Genomic DNA, 14,534 nt, shown 5'->3' on the forward strand with positions numbered 1-14,534 from the left:
TATTAAAATGAATAATTTATTAAGTACTAGAAGTAATTATTCCATGGATAGAAAGAAAATGCCAGTTTCGTGGCGATTTAATCACTGAACTAGTTACTCTTAACTTCAGAAATTGTTTTACCTGTCCAACTTTTAAAGGCTCTGGCAAACGAACTCGTCTCAGTATAGCCCAATAAATAGGCCACATCGATCGTTGGTAAAGAAGTCTCCTGCAAATACCGCTCTGCTAGAATTTTTTTAGTCAATTGAACTTGTTCATGAAAAGTAGTCTGTTCTGCAGCCAATTTCCGTTGAAGATTTCGAGCGCTCATTCCATCGGATGATTCGTCCGTCTAAAAAAGCCTCATAAGAAGATTATTTTTATTCTATTATCGATTAATACTTGTCATCAAAGCCGAAAAGTTTTATCATTTTTATAAAGAAAACGTTTTAATTGTTTGAGCATCGTTACTATATTATTGTTTTTTTAAGATCTGTCGTACGTTTAACGAACAAAAAAGTTCGAACGTTTATTATTTTAGCGAAAAATTATTCTGTATAAAAAGAAGGTATCTCACAAGGTAATTCAACTATTTCCCATAGAAAACGTTCTTTTCGAGGAGGAATGACAATGGATTTTCGATCAATTTTAGGAACTAGCAACAAACGGCGCTTGTTACTGTTGGAGCAGTTGTATCATCGGCGAGATGGCCTGTCTAGTGATCAATTATTGAGTACATTGAATTGTTCGTTGCCTATTTTATTGAATGATATTGATTTGATTAATGGAGAGCATCCTAGTTTTCAAGTTGTAAAAATCAAAGGACTCTATCGGATAGTCATAGACAAAGCGGTAAGTTTAGGAAATTTATATGCTAGTTTTTTGAATACCTGTCCTGAGTTTCAAATCATTGAAGAACTTTTATATGAGGAATGTGAGAATATTACTGCGCTGGCAAAGAAATTGTATCTAAGTTCTTCTAATACACAGCGCTATTTAAAAAAAATCGAGCAAACATTGACGATGGCCGGGATGAAACTATGTTACCGTCCATTACGAATTGAGGGAAACGAGGGAGAAATTCGCAACTTCTATTATCGTTTTTATAGTGAGCGGCAAAGTGCATTCGAAAGCACGCTTCCGAAATTACCATCCAATCATTATCATATCCTCGAACAATATGTACAAGATTTTGTGAAGGTTAATAAAATCCATCAGAAATATATTTTCCAAAAACGGCTAATTTACAATATGTATATCAGTTTTTGGCGGATTAAAAGCGGACATGATTTTCCAAAAGATGAACTGAGAACAGAAGGAATCCTTCTACCAATGGATGTCTCCTATAAAAAATTGAGGCAAGCCGTCAAAGAAGGAGTAGGGTTAAAACTTACACCTGAAATGCTGCGCGATACTCTCTGGCTGACTTTTTCAGATGCTATTGTATTCAGTCTATTACATCGCGAATTAGCAATGACCGAAAATCCGAAATATAAAAAAATGTTCATGCAGCATTATGCGTTAGCTGAAGAATTTAACCAAATGCTGGGAGATCGTTTAACAAAGATGAATCGGTTAGATTTAGCTACGGTTTTATGTAATGACTTCTATCTGTGCAATCCACAGGGCAAATACCTAGGTGTATTGTGGCGAAATCGTTCTGTCTTTTTGCAAGAGGTCTCTGAGGTGTATAAACGCGGTGTGGAAAAAGTAAGAGATCTGGTAAATCGTTTCGTAGAAAAATTCCAGATGTTTCAAGAAGAGGATTTTATTCAAAACTATGTTTACTTATTGATCACCACAGAAGTCTATAGTTTGGAATGGTTAGCTAGTCAAGAGCCTCTGCAAAAAGTTTTGCTGCTTTCAGATTTAGCCCCTACAGAAGAGAGCTTTCTAGCAAAACAAATCTCTGACAGTATCTATGGAAATTTTACGATCATTCATTTTGAAAAATTATCCGGCGGTATCCCCAATCTGAAGGAAGAACTGCATGATTATGATTGCCTAATTACAACAGGTTCATCCGAAGGGTTGCCAGAAGAGTACCCAGTCGTCGTTATCGATCCTTTCTTAACGAGTCAGAGTACACGCTGGATCCAAGAAATGATCAGCGAACTTTCAAAACAAAAAGAACTTGCTATGATAGAAGTGGAAATGAAAGAGTGATAGAATTTTTTCTATTACTCTTTTTTAATTCAGAAAACTATTACGACAAGAAAGCGGACTTTCTATTAGGAAAAGCAAGAATCCCTATACTTGCCGATCCAACACCAATAACAAGTAATGCAATTTTTCTAACCCGTCGATCATGTGCATTGTCTTCCTGACTCCAATCAAAAATGCTAGAAATGGTTTGATTGTCCACATTATCTTTAACAAACTCCTCTCGTTGCGCTTCATCCTGAACTTCATGTTTTTCAAAGACAAAATTAAAGAGATACAACCCTAAACAAACTAGAGCGAGACCTAAAAGTCCCCCGCCAAAAATTTTTCGAAAAATGCTCATCAGCTCCCTCCTTCCATAGAAAATAGATCTATAAATTCTTCTGAGACCATCTTGACTTGTGGCGCAACCCTTTTAAAGGCTTGATCAATAGCAATAAACTGATTATTTTCATCGAACATTTCCTTCGAAATACTCAAAGGCGGATTAACAGACATGTTATACATATTTAATCCTTGAGTAACTAATTTCATTGCAATCAATCCTTGAAAACCGCCATGTCCGCCATAAACCATGATACTTACGGGCTTATGACTCCATTCCGAATAAAGAAAATCCAACGCGTTCTTCATCACTGCTGGATATCCCCAATTATATTGTGGAAACAGCAAGACAAAGCCATCGTATTGCTGAATCAATTGACTCCATTTTTTTGTATGCTCCTTTTGATAATTTCCCATTGCCGGAATATCTGGTTCATCCAAAAAAGGCAGATTGATCACTGCCAAATCAATGATATCAATCGTTAGTTTTTCGTTTTCCATCTGCTTCTTGACCCAATTCGCGATTTCTTCGCCAATCCTAGTTGGTCGATTACTGCCTAAAATAATACCGATTTTCTTTTTCATACCACTTCACGCTTTCTAAAAAATTTTATGTGCAATTTGCACACATTATAGTACAGCTATGCTATAATTACAACTATGAAAACAGATATTTTTGAATCCCTCTTTCAGATTGTAAACTTCTTTAATGATCCGAGACACGACACTACTCTTTTGAAAAAGGCAGGCATCAAAGACGATAAAAATTTACTACCCATCATCGTTCGTGTAGGAGTAAGTCAGACAATCAGTATTGGGGATTTAGCCAACCAATTAGGAAAAAATCATTCATCAACCAGTCGGCAAATTGATAAATTTGAAAAGCAAGGACTGCTTGTTTCTTCGTATAATGATAATGACCGAAGAATTCGCCAAGTCGCCTTAACAGAAAAAGGAACCGAAATCCTCCAGTTGATCGAAAGAACACGTTATGAATTACTTGATGATATCTTCAGTCAAATAACTGAAGATGAATTAAAAGGAATAGCGAATAGCCTAAATTTATTAGCAACTACTTTAACCCGAGCTGACAAGAATTAACTAGTATTGAGTGAACAGAAATTTCTCCGTTCATTCAATACCTTTTCTTTTTTTGCAGGTATATCTTTCGGCCTTGTTTGACAAGTAAGTTACAATAGAAGCGATCCTATTCTGCTTATTATTTACTTTATATATTGGAGGAACTTACATGTTTCAGCTTTTACGTTACGCCAAAGATTATCGTAAACAGATTATTCTTGGCCCCTTTTTCAAATTTTTAGAAGCCGTCTTCGAACTGATCCTGCCGTTGTTCATGGCTCGGTTAGTTGATGAAGGAATCGCTCAGCACAATCAAGGCAAGGTCATCGAGATGACGATTGCTATGCTAGGGTTATCAATCGTTGGTTTACTTTGCGCACTTATTTGTCAGTACTACGCATCGATTGCTTCCCAGGGCTTTGGGACGGTCTTGCGAAATCGTTTGATGGAAAAAATTAACAGTTTTTCTCATAATGAATTGAATCGTTTCGGTACTGATACGTTGATTACCCGGATGACCAATGACATTAATCAAATGCAGGGGGCTTTAGCGATGCTGATCCGCTTAGTCGTTCGCGCGCCATTTCTAAGTATTGGTTCGGTCATCATGGCTTTTTACATTGACTGGCAAATGGGGATCATTTTCTTGATTTTATTGCCGCTTTTCTGTGTGATTCTCTTTTTGATTATTCATTATTCTGTCCCTCTGTACAAAAATATTCAGCAAAAACTGGATCAGTTGAATCAACTAGTCACCCAAAATTTGAGCGGTGTTCGGGTGATTCGTGCTTTTGCCCGCACAAAGACCGAGACTGACCATTTTAATAAAGAAACTGAAGAAATTTCTCGTTTGAATCAAAAGGTTGCCAATATTTCTGCCCTGCTTTCTCCTAGTACCACACTGATTATGAATGCCGGTGTTGTTGCCTTGCTTTACTTTGGCGGTTTCAAAGTTAATATCGGACATTTAGAACAGGGACAAGTTTTGGCTCTGATTAATTATATGAACCAAATGCTTTTAGCCTTAATCGTTGTTTCAAATCTGGTCGTGCTTTTCACTCGGGCAGCCGCTTCGGCGAATCGAATCAACGAGGTTTTTGCAACAGATACAACTCTAACTGATACTGGCTCGACACAGCAAGTCAATGAACAAGCACCTTTGATAGTTTTTAACGATGTCGATTTTCGTTATACAGAAAAATCTGGGCTAGCTTTACAAGACATTTCTTTCACCTTGAAAGAGAATAAGATTCTTGGTATTACCGGAGCGACCGGCAGCGGAAAATCAACGTTGATCAGTTTGATTCCACGTTTTTACGATGCTTCTAAAGGAACCGTTGCCTTTGCTGGAAGTAATGTAGAGGACTGGTCATTAGACAGCTTGCGGTCTGAACTCGCGCTCGTTCCACAAACGGCCGTTTTGTTCAGCGGAACAATCCGCGAAAACCTGCAATGGGGGAAAAAAGATGCTTCTGATGAAGACTGTTGGGAAGCCTTAGCCACTGCCCAAGCTGCCGAATTTATCGAAACATTACCGGAGGGACTGGACACACTTATCCTAGAGAATGGGAAAAACTTTTCCGGCGGCCAACGTCAACGATTGACCATCGCCCGTGCATTGATTCGTAAACCGAAGCTGCTGATTTTAGATGATTCATTGTCAGCATTGGATTATCAAACAGATTTAGATTTGCGCCAAGCCTTAAAACGCGATTTAGATTGCGGTGTCATTATTATTTCCCAACGTCTACGTTCAATTCAAGACGCCGAAACTATTTTGTTAATGGATAATGGAAAGATCGCTGCTCAAGGTAAACATGAAGTCTTATTGCAGGAATCTGAGCTTTATCAAGAACTGGTGAAATCGCAAGAGGAAGGTGGGCAATCTAATGATTAAGAAAAAGAACTTTTTCCGTTCATTAAAACTATTTCTTCCTTACTTAACCGCGTATCCAAAAGAATTGATCGCTGCAATCATTTTAGGTATCGCCAGCGGAATCACCTCTGTCTTGATGACTTATTATATCGGTGTAGCTGTCGATCAAATGGTCAATCAAGGTGCGGTTGATTTCACGCGACTCTTCCAGATTCTGCAATTGTTTGTCGGTATCTTTTTAGTGACGGTCATCAGTCAATATTTCATTCAGCGCTTAGGAAATACGGTCGCTTTTGACTCTGTTGCCAAATTACGGGAAGAAACCTTTACTCATCTAAATAAATTGCCGTTGAGCTATTACGATCAAAGCTCCAAAGGTGATATCGTCAGTCGGTTTACCAATGACATGGATAATATTTCAACGGCGATCTCGGCCATCTTTAATCAAGTTTTTTCTGGCATGACCGTTGTCTTAGTTGCTTTAGTCTTTATGCTCTACCTTAGTCCCATGCTGACTCTGGTAGTTTTGGTAGCAACACCGATCATCTTTTTGCTGACTTATATCGTGGCTCGTACCTCGCAGCAATACTTTACGAGTCAACAAAAATTAGTTGGTTCGATTTCTGGGTTCATTACAGAAATGGTTGGCAATCAAAAAATCGTTAAAGCTTTTCAACGAGAGGAACAGAACCAAACGAACTTTGAAGCATTAAATCAAGAACTCTATGTCCGAGGACAGAAGGCGCAGTTCGCCTCTTCCTTGACTAACCCTTCTTCACGTTTTGTTGATCATTTGGCTTACTTAATGGTAGGTCTTGTAGGTGGTTTGTTAGCATTAAAAACCGACAGCAATGTGACGATTGGGATCATTTCCAGCTTCACGATCTATTCCAGTCAGTTCACGAAGCCTTTCATCGAACTTTCCGGGATCACGATCCAGATTCAAACAGCGATCGCAGGGCTTGACCGCTCTTTCGAATTACTGAAAGAACCCGTTGAACAAGCAGATGATCCAGACGCAATCACGTTGACTGATGCCAAAGGAACCGTCGTTTTTGATCACGTAGATTTCTCTTATCAAAAAGATCAGCGATTGATTGAAAACTTTAATTTAACCGTCGAACCTGGTGAAACAATCGCCATCGTCGGAAAAACCGGTGCCGGAAAATCCACACTAGTCAATCTTTTGATGCGTTTCTATGAAGTGGATCACGGACAAATCACCATTGACGGCACGAACATTCGTCATTTGACTCGTGACAGTTTGCGTCAGCAATTCGGGATGGTTCTGCAAGAAACCTGGTTGATGGACAGCAGCTTACGATCGAATTTACGCTATGGACGAAAATCTGCGACCGATGAAGAAATCTATGCTGCATTGAAAGATGCTTATATGTATGATTTCGTGATGCGCTTGCCAGATAAATTGGATACCATCGTGGGTGAAGCTGGAATCAAGCTTTCTGATGGTCAACGACAATTATTGACGATTGCGCGTACCATGATCAGCCGTCCTTCGATGCTGATTCTAGATGAAGCAACCAGTTCCGTAGATACGTTGACCGAACAAAAAATCCAAAGTGCTTTTCTTGCAATGATGAAAAACCACACAAGTTTCGTGATCGCCCATCGTTTGTCGACGATCCAAAACGCCGACCAAATCCTTGTGCTGGATCGTGGACAAATCGTCGAGATCGGCAATCATCAAGCCTTACTGCAAAAAGATGGAGCTTACAAGAAGTTATATCAAGCACAATTTTCAAAAAGCTGAAAAGAACCGCTGCGAATTTAATCGCAGCGGTTCTTTTAATACCTCTTTTTATGCTTCTTCAGTAACCTCAGTTGCCGTTTCACGTTTAAGAACCAATGCTAATCCTGCAGCGACAATTGTTCCAACTACTACTGCCAAAACATAGCCCAAAGGATTTTGAACGGCTCCCGGAATCGGCAAAATAAAAATTCCGCCATGAACCACAGTTGTTCCCGTATTGAAGTAAGCGATGATTGCTCCGGAAACGGCTGAACCAATCGCACATGCTGGGATTACTCGTTTCGGATCACGAATTGCAAAAGGAATCACCCCTTCACTGATCAATGACAATCCCAAAATCCAAGCTGCCTTGCCTGCTTCTTGTTCTTCTTGCGTAAATTTTTTCTTTTGAATCGTTGAAGCCAACGCCATGCCTAATGGCGGAATCATTCCGCCAACGATTACTGCCGCCATTACGACTTGCGGTACACCTGGATTCGCAACGACTGCGGCTACTCCAAAAAAGTAGGCAACTCGTAAAATCGGGCCAGCTAAATCGACTGCCATCATTGCACCTAAGATCGCACAGAGTAAAATCAGATTTCCTCCCTGCATACTTTCCAAGACACTCGTTAATGAATTCATCACGAAGGCGACTGGAATACCGATAACATAATAACTGACAAGCCCCACTACCGCAGTACTTATGACCGGCAGCAATAAAATATTATAGACCGTCTCCAATGATTTTGGGATTGCCACTTTCATCATATACTTTACTAAATAACCAGCAAAGAAACCGCTGATCACCGCTCCTAAGAAAGTTGAACCGTTGACCGATGCAATACTTCCGCCAACCATTCCGGCAAGCAAAGCTTCGCTTCCGCCAACCGATTGAGCAATAAAACCGCCAACGATCAGAAACATCAATCCCATCGCATGCTTATTCCCGATTTGATAAATGACTTGCCCAAACGTGCCCAACCCTTCCTCGGGATAAGACATCGCACCTGCACCTGAAATAGCAAATCCCAGTGCCATCAAAATACCGCCCGCAACAACAAAAGGTATCATTTTGTTCAGTCCATCCAATAAGTGATCAAAAAAAGAGTGCTTTTCTTCCATCTTTTTACCCCCGTTTATTCAGAATAAATGCTTCAATCGCGTGACATACTCCATCCTCATCATTTGAAGGGAAAATGATCCCTATCTCTTCTTTTAGTTTCTGATTGCCATTTGCCAGCACCACACCCGTGCCAACATAGTTCAACATTTCACGATCATTCCCGCTATCGCCTATCGCCAGCATGTGCTCAGGTGAAATGGCCAATACCCTACTCAATTTCTCTAATGCGATTCGCTTATCCATCCCTGCCAAAACAATCTCATGATAGTTCGGTAAACTATTGACACAATTCAGCTCTGGAATCTTCATGACGTTTTGGACCAATCGTTCAAGTCGTGTTGAATCCTTTTCGATCACTAAAAATTTATAACTGCGCAATGTCTTCAACCGTTCGAGAGTTGTTTGCTGAATTTTTGAGCCGAACATCTCTAAATAATGCGCAGACATGCCCGCAATTTCTAAACGCGGAAAGGAATACTCTGTGCAAAAGACACCTTGATCCGTATAAAGCTGATAGACATATTCCTCACCTAAATAATCAATATTTTTTTCAACCAATTTTGACGGCATGGGTTGATCATAGAGAACTTCTCGGGTCCGCAAATCGGTGATTTTGGACCCATTCATCTCGATCAAATAATCTTCAACACCGGCAGCTTCTATCGCAAATTGTGCTTCTGAAAGCACACGTCCAGTAGCAATCGCCGTTTTGACACCTAACTTTTTAGCCTGACAGATCGCTTGAATGGTCGCGTCAGAAATCCGTTCCGAACTATCCAGCAACGTCCCATCCAAGTCCATCACTAAAAGTTGAATCTTACTTTTCATAGGTCTCTTTGAACGCTTCAACAATGGCGATACTGCTGGAGCTGCCGATTCGTTCTGCACCTGCTTCGATCAATGCTAAGCACTGTTCCATTGTTTTGATTCCGCCAGAAGCTTTAACTTTTACTTTGTCGCCGACAACCGATTTCATTAATTTGACGTCTTCCAATAAAGCCCCGCCAGTTCCAAAACCCGTTGAAGTCTTGATAAAATCAGGTAGGACCTCTAAAGCGATTTCCGCTAATTTTTTAATTTCATCTTTGGTTAAGTAGCAGTTTTCAAAAATGACTTTGGATAAAATATTATTTTTGCGGCAGATCGCCACGATTGTTTCCATTTCTTCTTTGATATAGTCGAAATTGCCTTCTTTGACTTTACCGACATTCACCACATAATCAATCTCGTCTGCGCCTTCTGTAATTGCTTGTTCTGTTTCATAAGCCTTAACTGCGATTGTTGTTTGCCCTAAAGGAAATGAGATCGCCGCACCAACATGAACCGGACTGTCCTTCAAGATCTCTTTACACGTCGCAACCGGGAATGAATTGATCGCAACCATTTTAAATCCATAATCCATACTTTCTTGACAAAGTTTTTCAAAATCCGCCTTCACGGCAAACGCTTTCAAATTCGTGTGATCAAAATATTGGGCTAATTCTTGCGCTGTCTTAATCATTATTTTCTACACTCTCCTACAATTTTTATGAATTTTGCATTCATCGTATTTATTGTTTTGCTAACCAAAAACTAAGAGGCATTATTTAGTCAGTACACAACCGACTGCTTTCTTCCAGCCATCGTATAATTTTTCACGTTTTTCCTCAGCCATTTGCGGGACGAATTCCGCATCTAATTCAAAGGTATCCAATAATTCTTCTTTATTTTTCCAGAATCCCACTGCTAGTCCGGCCAAGAAAGCTGCGCCACGAGCCGTCGTTTCCACGACTTTTGGCCGCATAACTGGAATATCCAATAGATCTGCTTGGAACTGCATCACAAAATTATTTTTGCAGGCGCCTCCATCGACTTTCAATGCGACATTTTTGATCCCAGAATCATCTTCCATACAGTTCACGACGTCTTTGATTTGGTAGGCCATCGACTCGAGTGTTGCCCGAATAATATGATTGCGATTGACGCCGCGGGTCAACCCGATAATCGCACCGCGCGCATTTTGATCCCAATAAGGTGCTGATAATCCCGTAAAGGCTGGAACAAAATACGTTCCATGAGTATCCGGAACTTTTCCTGCCAAATACTCAGTATCGCAAGAATCATAAACCAAATGCATCTCATCCCGCAGCCATTGAACCGATGCTCCGACAACATACAATAATCCTTCAAGCGCATACTCGACCTTGCCATCTAGTCCCCAAGCGATCGTCGTCAATAATCCTGTTTTTGATTCGATCCGCTTTTCACCAGTATTCATGATCAAAGAACCGCCAGTTCCATACGTCGCTTTGACCATCCCAGCATCAAAACATGCTTGACCAAACAATGCACCTTGTTGATCGCCAACCGATGCGGCGATCTTGATTTCAGCACCGTTGAAAATATTTTTTCCAGTCACGCCATAGACACTGCTGGACGGTAAGGCCTGCGGTAAAATCTGCTTCGGCACATTGATGATTTCCAGCAAATGATCATCCCACTTGATTTCCTTAATATTGAATAATTGAGTCCGAGAGGCATTGGAATAATCAATCACATGGACCGCGCCTTCGCTAAGATTCCAAATCAGCCAAGAATCGATCGTCCCGCAAAGTAGTTCACCTTTTTCAGCACGTTCGCGAGCACCTTCAACATTATCCAAAATCCATGAGATTTTTGTACCAGAGAAATAGGCATCGATGATCAAACCGGTATTTTCCTTAATGTATTCTTCGTGTCCTTGTGCTTTCAATTCTTCACATACATCAGCGGTGCGGCGATCTTGCCAGACGAGCGCATTCATGATTGGTTTGCCCGTCATTTTATCCCAAACCACACAGGTTTCACGCTGATTCGTGATTCCAATACCCTCGATCTGTTCAGGTACGATATTCGCCTGATTTAACGCCCGCAACGCCGTACCGTATTGAGCGTTCCAAATTTCTTGGGGATCGTGTTCCACCCAGCCAGGCTGCGGATAAATTTGCGAGAATTCTTGGTACGCCGATGAAATTTCTTTACCAGCTTTATCAAAAATAATTGTTCGGCAACCTGTTGTTCCAGCATCAAACGCCATCATATATTTTTGCATTTATCGTTCTCCTCCTACTTCTTATTAAAGTATTCCACTAAATTAGTTAAAGGCTAATCTGAAACTCTAAACTTCCATACCATACCGGTGGGCTTTATGCGTCGGATAAAACGCGATCGATGGTACAGTTACATCTGGCGTACGAGTCGCTACAAACAACGCAATCTCAGAAACATTTTCAACATCGATACAACTAGCATGGATACCTTCTTTTAATTCTTTTTCATCTAACCAGCCATCGGTATACGCTGCTAGATCGCCATCGTAGATTCCAGTATCGATAACTTCAGTCATTGGTGTCTTCACGTGAGAGGGGTTAATGACCGTCACACCGATATTTTTACCAACGCCTTCTAACAAGATGTTCTTACTCAAGCCCATCATACCATGCTTAGAAGCGCGGTAAGGACTGTGCCCCGGACAAGAAGCCATCCGAGCGGACGATGAACCAATATTCATGATACGGCCGCCAGCTTCTTCCTTTTCCATGTAGCGGAAAGCTTCACGACAGCAAAGAAAAACACCAGTCAAGTTTGGTCCAATCGTTTTATTCCATTCTTCCATCGTTACTTCAGAGATCGGTGGTGCCAATGAATCACGTCCTGCACTGTTAACGACTAAATCGATTTTGCCCCATTTGTCATAAGCTTGTTTGAAGAAATCGATGACTGCGGGTTCGTCCACCACATCTGCAACCACCGATAATGTTTCGCTGCCCAGTTCTTCTACTTCTTTAGAAACCTCCGCCAGACGTTCAGCATCGATATCGACTAACAAACATCTGCAACCGTTCTCAGAAAACTTTTTAGCAATTGCTTCGCCAATTCCTGAAGCCCCGCCAGTGATTACTGCAACCTTGCCATCTAAGACCTTACTCATGTAAATCGCTCCCTAAAATTTTATTTTCTTAACTTGATCACATTGTAGAATAAAATTTTATTCTAGTCAATATAATTTAGAAGGAATTTTTTTCAATAACGAAAATTACTTCAATAAAATGATTTCATCCGATTCAACATCTACCGCTAAATCAAGGTTTGTTGCACAATAAAGAAATTTTTCTCAACTCATGATATAATTGAATAAAATTTTATTTTAGGAGGCTTTCTTTTGAAACAAAGTATTTTGAGTCTATTAGTTGCTCGCCAGCCTACTTTCAATCCAGCGCTGCAGCGCGTTTGTACCTATATCATTGAAAATCCCGAAATTGCCAAAACGATCACCACAAAAAAATTGGCGCAGGAATGCGAAGTTGCTGAATCTTCTATTACACGCTTCGTTCAAGAAATCGGATTTAAAAGTTTCAGCCAATTAAAGATCAGCTTGGCAGAAGAATTGGCCCAACAAACATCGACTAACGAGCCAGCCAATGAAGTCTTATATGATGATATCTCCAGAGATGATTCTACTGAGATGACCATCAAAAAGGTAATTTACCAAAACATCCAGCGAATCAAAGAACTAGAAAGTCTGATTCAGATCAGTCAAATCGAAGAAGCCGTTACAATGATCAAACAAGCAAAAACGTTAAATTTTGTTTGTACCGGCGCTTCCAATGTTGCAGCAAATGAAGCGACACTACGCTTTTCTCGGGCAGGAAAAAAATGTGTACTATGGAATGATACGAGCATGCAGACGATTTCCGCGGCCACAGCTACTGAAGACGATTTGTTTATCGGTATTAGTGATTCTGGTAAAACCGCTAGTGTTCTTGATTGTTTAAAGGTAGCGAAAAAGAATCATGCCACTACTCTAGCAATCACATCTAGTAGTAAATCACCTATCAATACAGTTGCTGACCTCACGCTATCTACACCTAAGCACATACCGTCAAGCCGCAGCTGGGAATCGACTACTTCTAAAACGTCACAAATTTTGCTGATCGATATTTTATACGTTTGCTATGGGTTAGCGAACTTCGATTCTACCATCCATGCATTGGAAGAAACACACGAAGCATTGAAATCCACACGCCGATAGAAAGCTGTGCCAAAATATTTTGGCATAGCTTTTTTTCTTTTATAGAATGAAATTCTTTTTACGATTCTAATTGACAAAATTAAATTCCGGGTTTATATTGTGTTTGTAGAATAAAATTTTATTTTAGGAGGAGTCATTATGAAAGCAAGTTTCTTTTATGGCCCACAGGATATTCATGTCGAGGAAATAGATAAACCGGCGATTAGCGAAAACGAACTATTGATCAAAGTACATGTTGGGTCGATTTGTGGGACTGATTTACGAATTTTCAAATTTGGACATTTCAAAATCGATCAAAAACGGGTATTAGGACATGAGTTGGCTGGTGAAATTATTGAGGTCGGTAAAAATGTTAGCGGTTTTACTTTGGGGGATCGGATCTCTGTCGCGCCAAATGTCGGCTGCGGTCATTGTCGAATGTGTCAAAAAGGATATAACCAGCTTTGTTCTGAATATGAAGCGTTTGGGATCAGCTATGACGGCGGCTTCCAAGAATATATGAAGATTCCTCAGGCAGCCATCGAACGAGGAAATGTTTTTAAAGTTCCAGAAAATCTTTCTTACGTTGAAGCTGCATTAGTCGAACCATTTTCTTGTACCTACAATTCCTATAAAGCATTAAATACGAAACCCGGTGATACGGTTGTGATTATTGGTGCTGGACCAATTGGTGCCTGTCATGTTTTGATTAATAAATTAGCGGGTGCAACGAAGATTATCGTGGCCGATGTGACTGCTTCTCGTTTAACAGAAATGAAAAAAATTGGTGCTGATGTGACCGTTTTATCTTCAGAAGAGGATTTAAATGCTCGTGTCCTAGAAGAGACTGACGGTGCTGGTGCAGACATAGTTATCACAGCGTGCTCGGTTCCTGCGGTCCAACAAACAGCGTTAGAAATCGCGGCGGTCCATGGTCGCATCAACTTCTTCGGCGGCATGCCAAAAGGTAAAGAGTTGGTAAAGCTGAATACCAATTTGCTTCATTATAAGGAATTAACAGTTTTAGGCACGACCGGTTCATCGATTGAAAATTATCGTGAATCATTAGATATCGTTGCTTCGAAAAAAGTTGACCTGCTGCAATTAGCTACTCACTCCTTCTCATTAGAACAAATCAATGACGCCTTTGCTTTCGCTCAATCAGGTGAAGGTATGAAAACCTATTTGACTATAGTAGGTGAGTAA

At 40.3% G+C, this 14,534-nt stretch carries 14 protein-coding genes; 6 read left to right on the forward strand and 8 right to left on the reverse strand.

All coding sequences use genetic code 11. The features are described from left to right. Positions 1 to 89: 89 nt before the first annotated feature. Entirely contained in the window at positions 90 to 311 is a 222-nt protein-coding gene (locus PGP85_RS15760; protein ID WP_251867092.1) for a helix-turn-helix domain-containing protein, read from the reverse strand. A gap of 299 nt (positions 312 to 610) precedes the next feature. Here PGP85_RS15760 and PGP85_RS15765 point away from each other — a divergent pair, with 299 nt between their 5' ends. Further along, positions 611 to 2,146: a helix-turn-helix domain-containing protein gene (locus PGP85_RS15765; RefSeq protein ID WP_270328391.1), complete on the forward strand. Its 1,536-nt coding sequence runs from the start codon at positions 611 to 613 to the stop codon at positions 2,144 to 2,146. A 40-nt stretch (positions 2,147 to 2,186) separates the two neighbouring features. On the opposite strand, the gene PGP85_RS15770 is transcribed toward PGP85_RS15765, so the two are convergent. Next, entirely contained in the window at positions 2,187 to 2,486 is a 300-nt protein-coding gene (locus tag PGP85_RS15770) for a hypothetical protein (protein WP_270328392.1), read from the reverse strand. Continuing rightward, the gene (locus PGP85_RS15775; RefSeq protein WP_010740957.1) at positions 2,486 to 3,052 is read right to left on the reverse strand and encodes an NADPH-dependent FMN reductase; all 567 of its coding nucleotides are present in this window, start codon (positions 3,050 to 3,052) and stop codon (positions 2,486 to 2,488) included. The genes PGP85_RS15770 and PGP85_RS15775 overlap by 1 nt, the downstream gene beginning before the upstream one ends. Positions 3,053 to 3,202: 150 nt before the next feature. Here PGP85_RS15775 and PGP85_RS15780 point away from each other — a divergent pair, with 150 nt between their 5' ends. From PGP85_RS15780 to PGP85_RS15790, 3 genes are all read left to right on the forward strand, one after another. Beyond that, entirely contained in the window at positions 3,203 to 3,568 is a 366-nt protein-coding gene (locus PGP85_RS15780) for a MarR family winged helix-turn-helix transcriptional regulator (protein WP_270328393.1), read from the forward strand. 148 nt (positions 3,569 to 3,716) lie between these two features. Then, positions 3,717 to 5,444: an ABC transporter ATP-binding protein gene (locus PGP85_RS15785; protein ID WP_270328394.1), complete on the forward strand. Its 1,728-nt coding sequence runs from the start codon at positions 3,717 to 3,719 to the stop codon at positions 5,442 to 5,444. Next, positions 5,437 to 7,194 carry an ABC transporter ATP-binding protein gene (locus PGP85_RS15790; RefSeq protein ID WP_270328395.1) on the forward strand — a complete coding sequence of 586 codons (1,758 nt, stop codon included), beginning with the start codon at positions 5,437 to 5,439 and terminating at the stop codon, positions 7,192 to 7,194. The genes PGP85_RS15785 and PGP85_RS15790 overlap by 8 nt, the downstream gene beginning before the upstream one ends. 48 nt (positions 7,195 to 7,242) lie before the next feature. Here PGP85_RS15790 and PGP85_RS15795 read toward each other — a convergent pair whose 3' ends face one another. The 5 genes from PGP85_RS15795 to PGP85_RS15815 form a co-directional block, all read right to left on the reverse strand. Next, positions 7,243 to 8,298: a PTS fructose transporter subunit IIC gene (locus PGP85_RS15795; protein WP_270328396.1), complete on the reverse strand. Its 1,056-nt coding sequence runs from the start codon at positions 8,296 to 8,298 to the stop codon at positions 7,243 to 7,245. A gap of 4 nt (positions 8,299 to 8,302) precedes the next feature. Further along, entirely contained in the window at positions 8,303 to 9,127 is an 825-nt protein-coding gene (locus tag PGP85_RS15800; RefSeq protein ID WP_270328397.1) for a Cof-type HAD-IIB family hydrolase, read from the reverse strand. Next, on the reverse strand, positions 9,117 to 9,800 hold the full coding sequence (gene deoC, locus PGP85_RS15805) for a deoxyribose-phosphate aldolase (protein WP_251867103.1): 684 nt from the start codon (positions 9,798 to 9,800) through the stop codon (positions 9,117 to 9,119). The genes PGP85_RS15800 and deoC overlap by 11 nt, the downstream gene beginning before the upstream one ends. A gap of 81 nt (positions 9,801 to 9,881) precedes the next feature. Then, a complete protein-coding gene (glpK, locus tag PGP85_RS15810) occupies positions 9,882 to 11,369 on the reverse strand; it encodes a glycerol kinase GlpK (RefSeq protein ID WP_251867105.1) in 1,488 nt (495 codons plus the stop codon). Positions 11,370 to 11,435: 66 nt separating this feature from the next. Then, on the reverse strand, positions 11,436 to 12,248 hold the full coding sequence (locus PGP85_RS15815; protein ID WP_270328398.1) for an SDR family oxidoreductase: 813 nt from the start codon (positions 12,246 to 12,248) through the stop codon (positions 11,436 to 11,438). Between the two features lie 231 nt (positions 12,249 to 12,479). Here PGP85_RS15815 and PGP85_RS15820 point away from each other — a divergent pair, with 231 nt between their 5' ends. Both PGP85_RS15820 and PGP85_RS15825 read left to right on the forward strand, forming a co-directional pair. Beyond that, positions 12,480 to 13,349, forward strand: coding sequence for a MurR/RpiR family transcriptional regulator (locus PGP85_RS15820; protein WP_270328399.1), 870 nt, complete (start codon positions 12,480 to 12,482; stop codon positions 13,347 to 13,349). 138 nt (positions 13,350 to 13,487) lie between these two features. Next, on the forward strand, positions 13,488 to 14,534 hold the full coding sequence (locus PGP85_RS15825; protein ID WP_270328400.1) for a zinc-dependent dehydrogenase: 1,047 nt from the start codon (positions 13,488 to 13,490) through the stop codon (positions 14,532 to 14,534).

The organism is Enterococcus malodoratus, from assembly GCF_027659535.1.
GTDB lineage: Bacteria > Bacillota > Bacilli > Lactobacillales > Enterococcaceae > Enterococcus_A > Enterococcus_A malodoratus.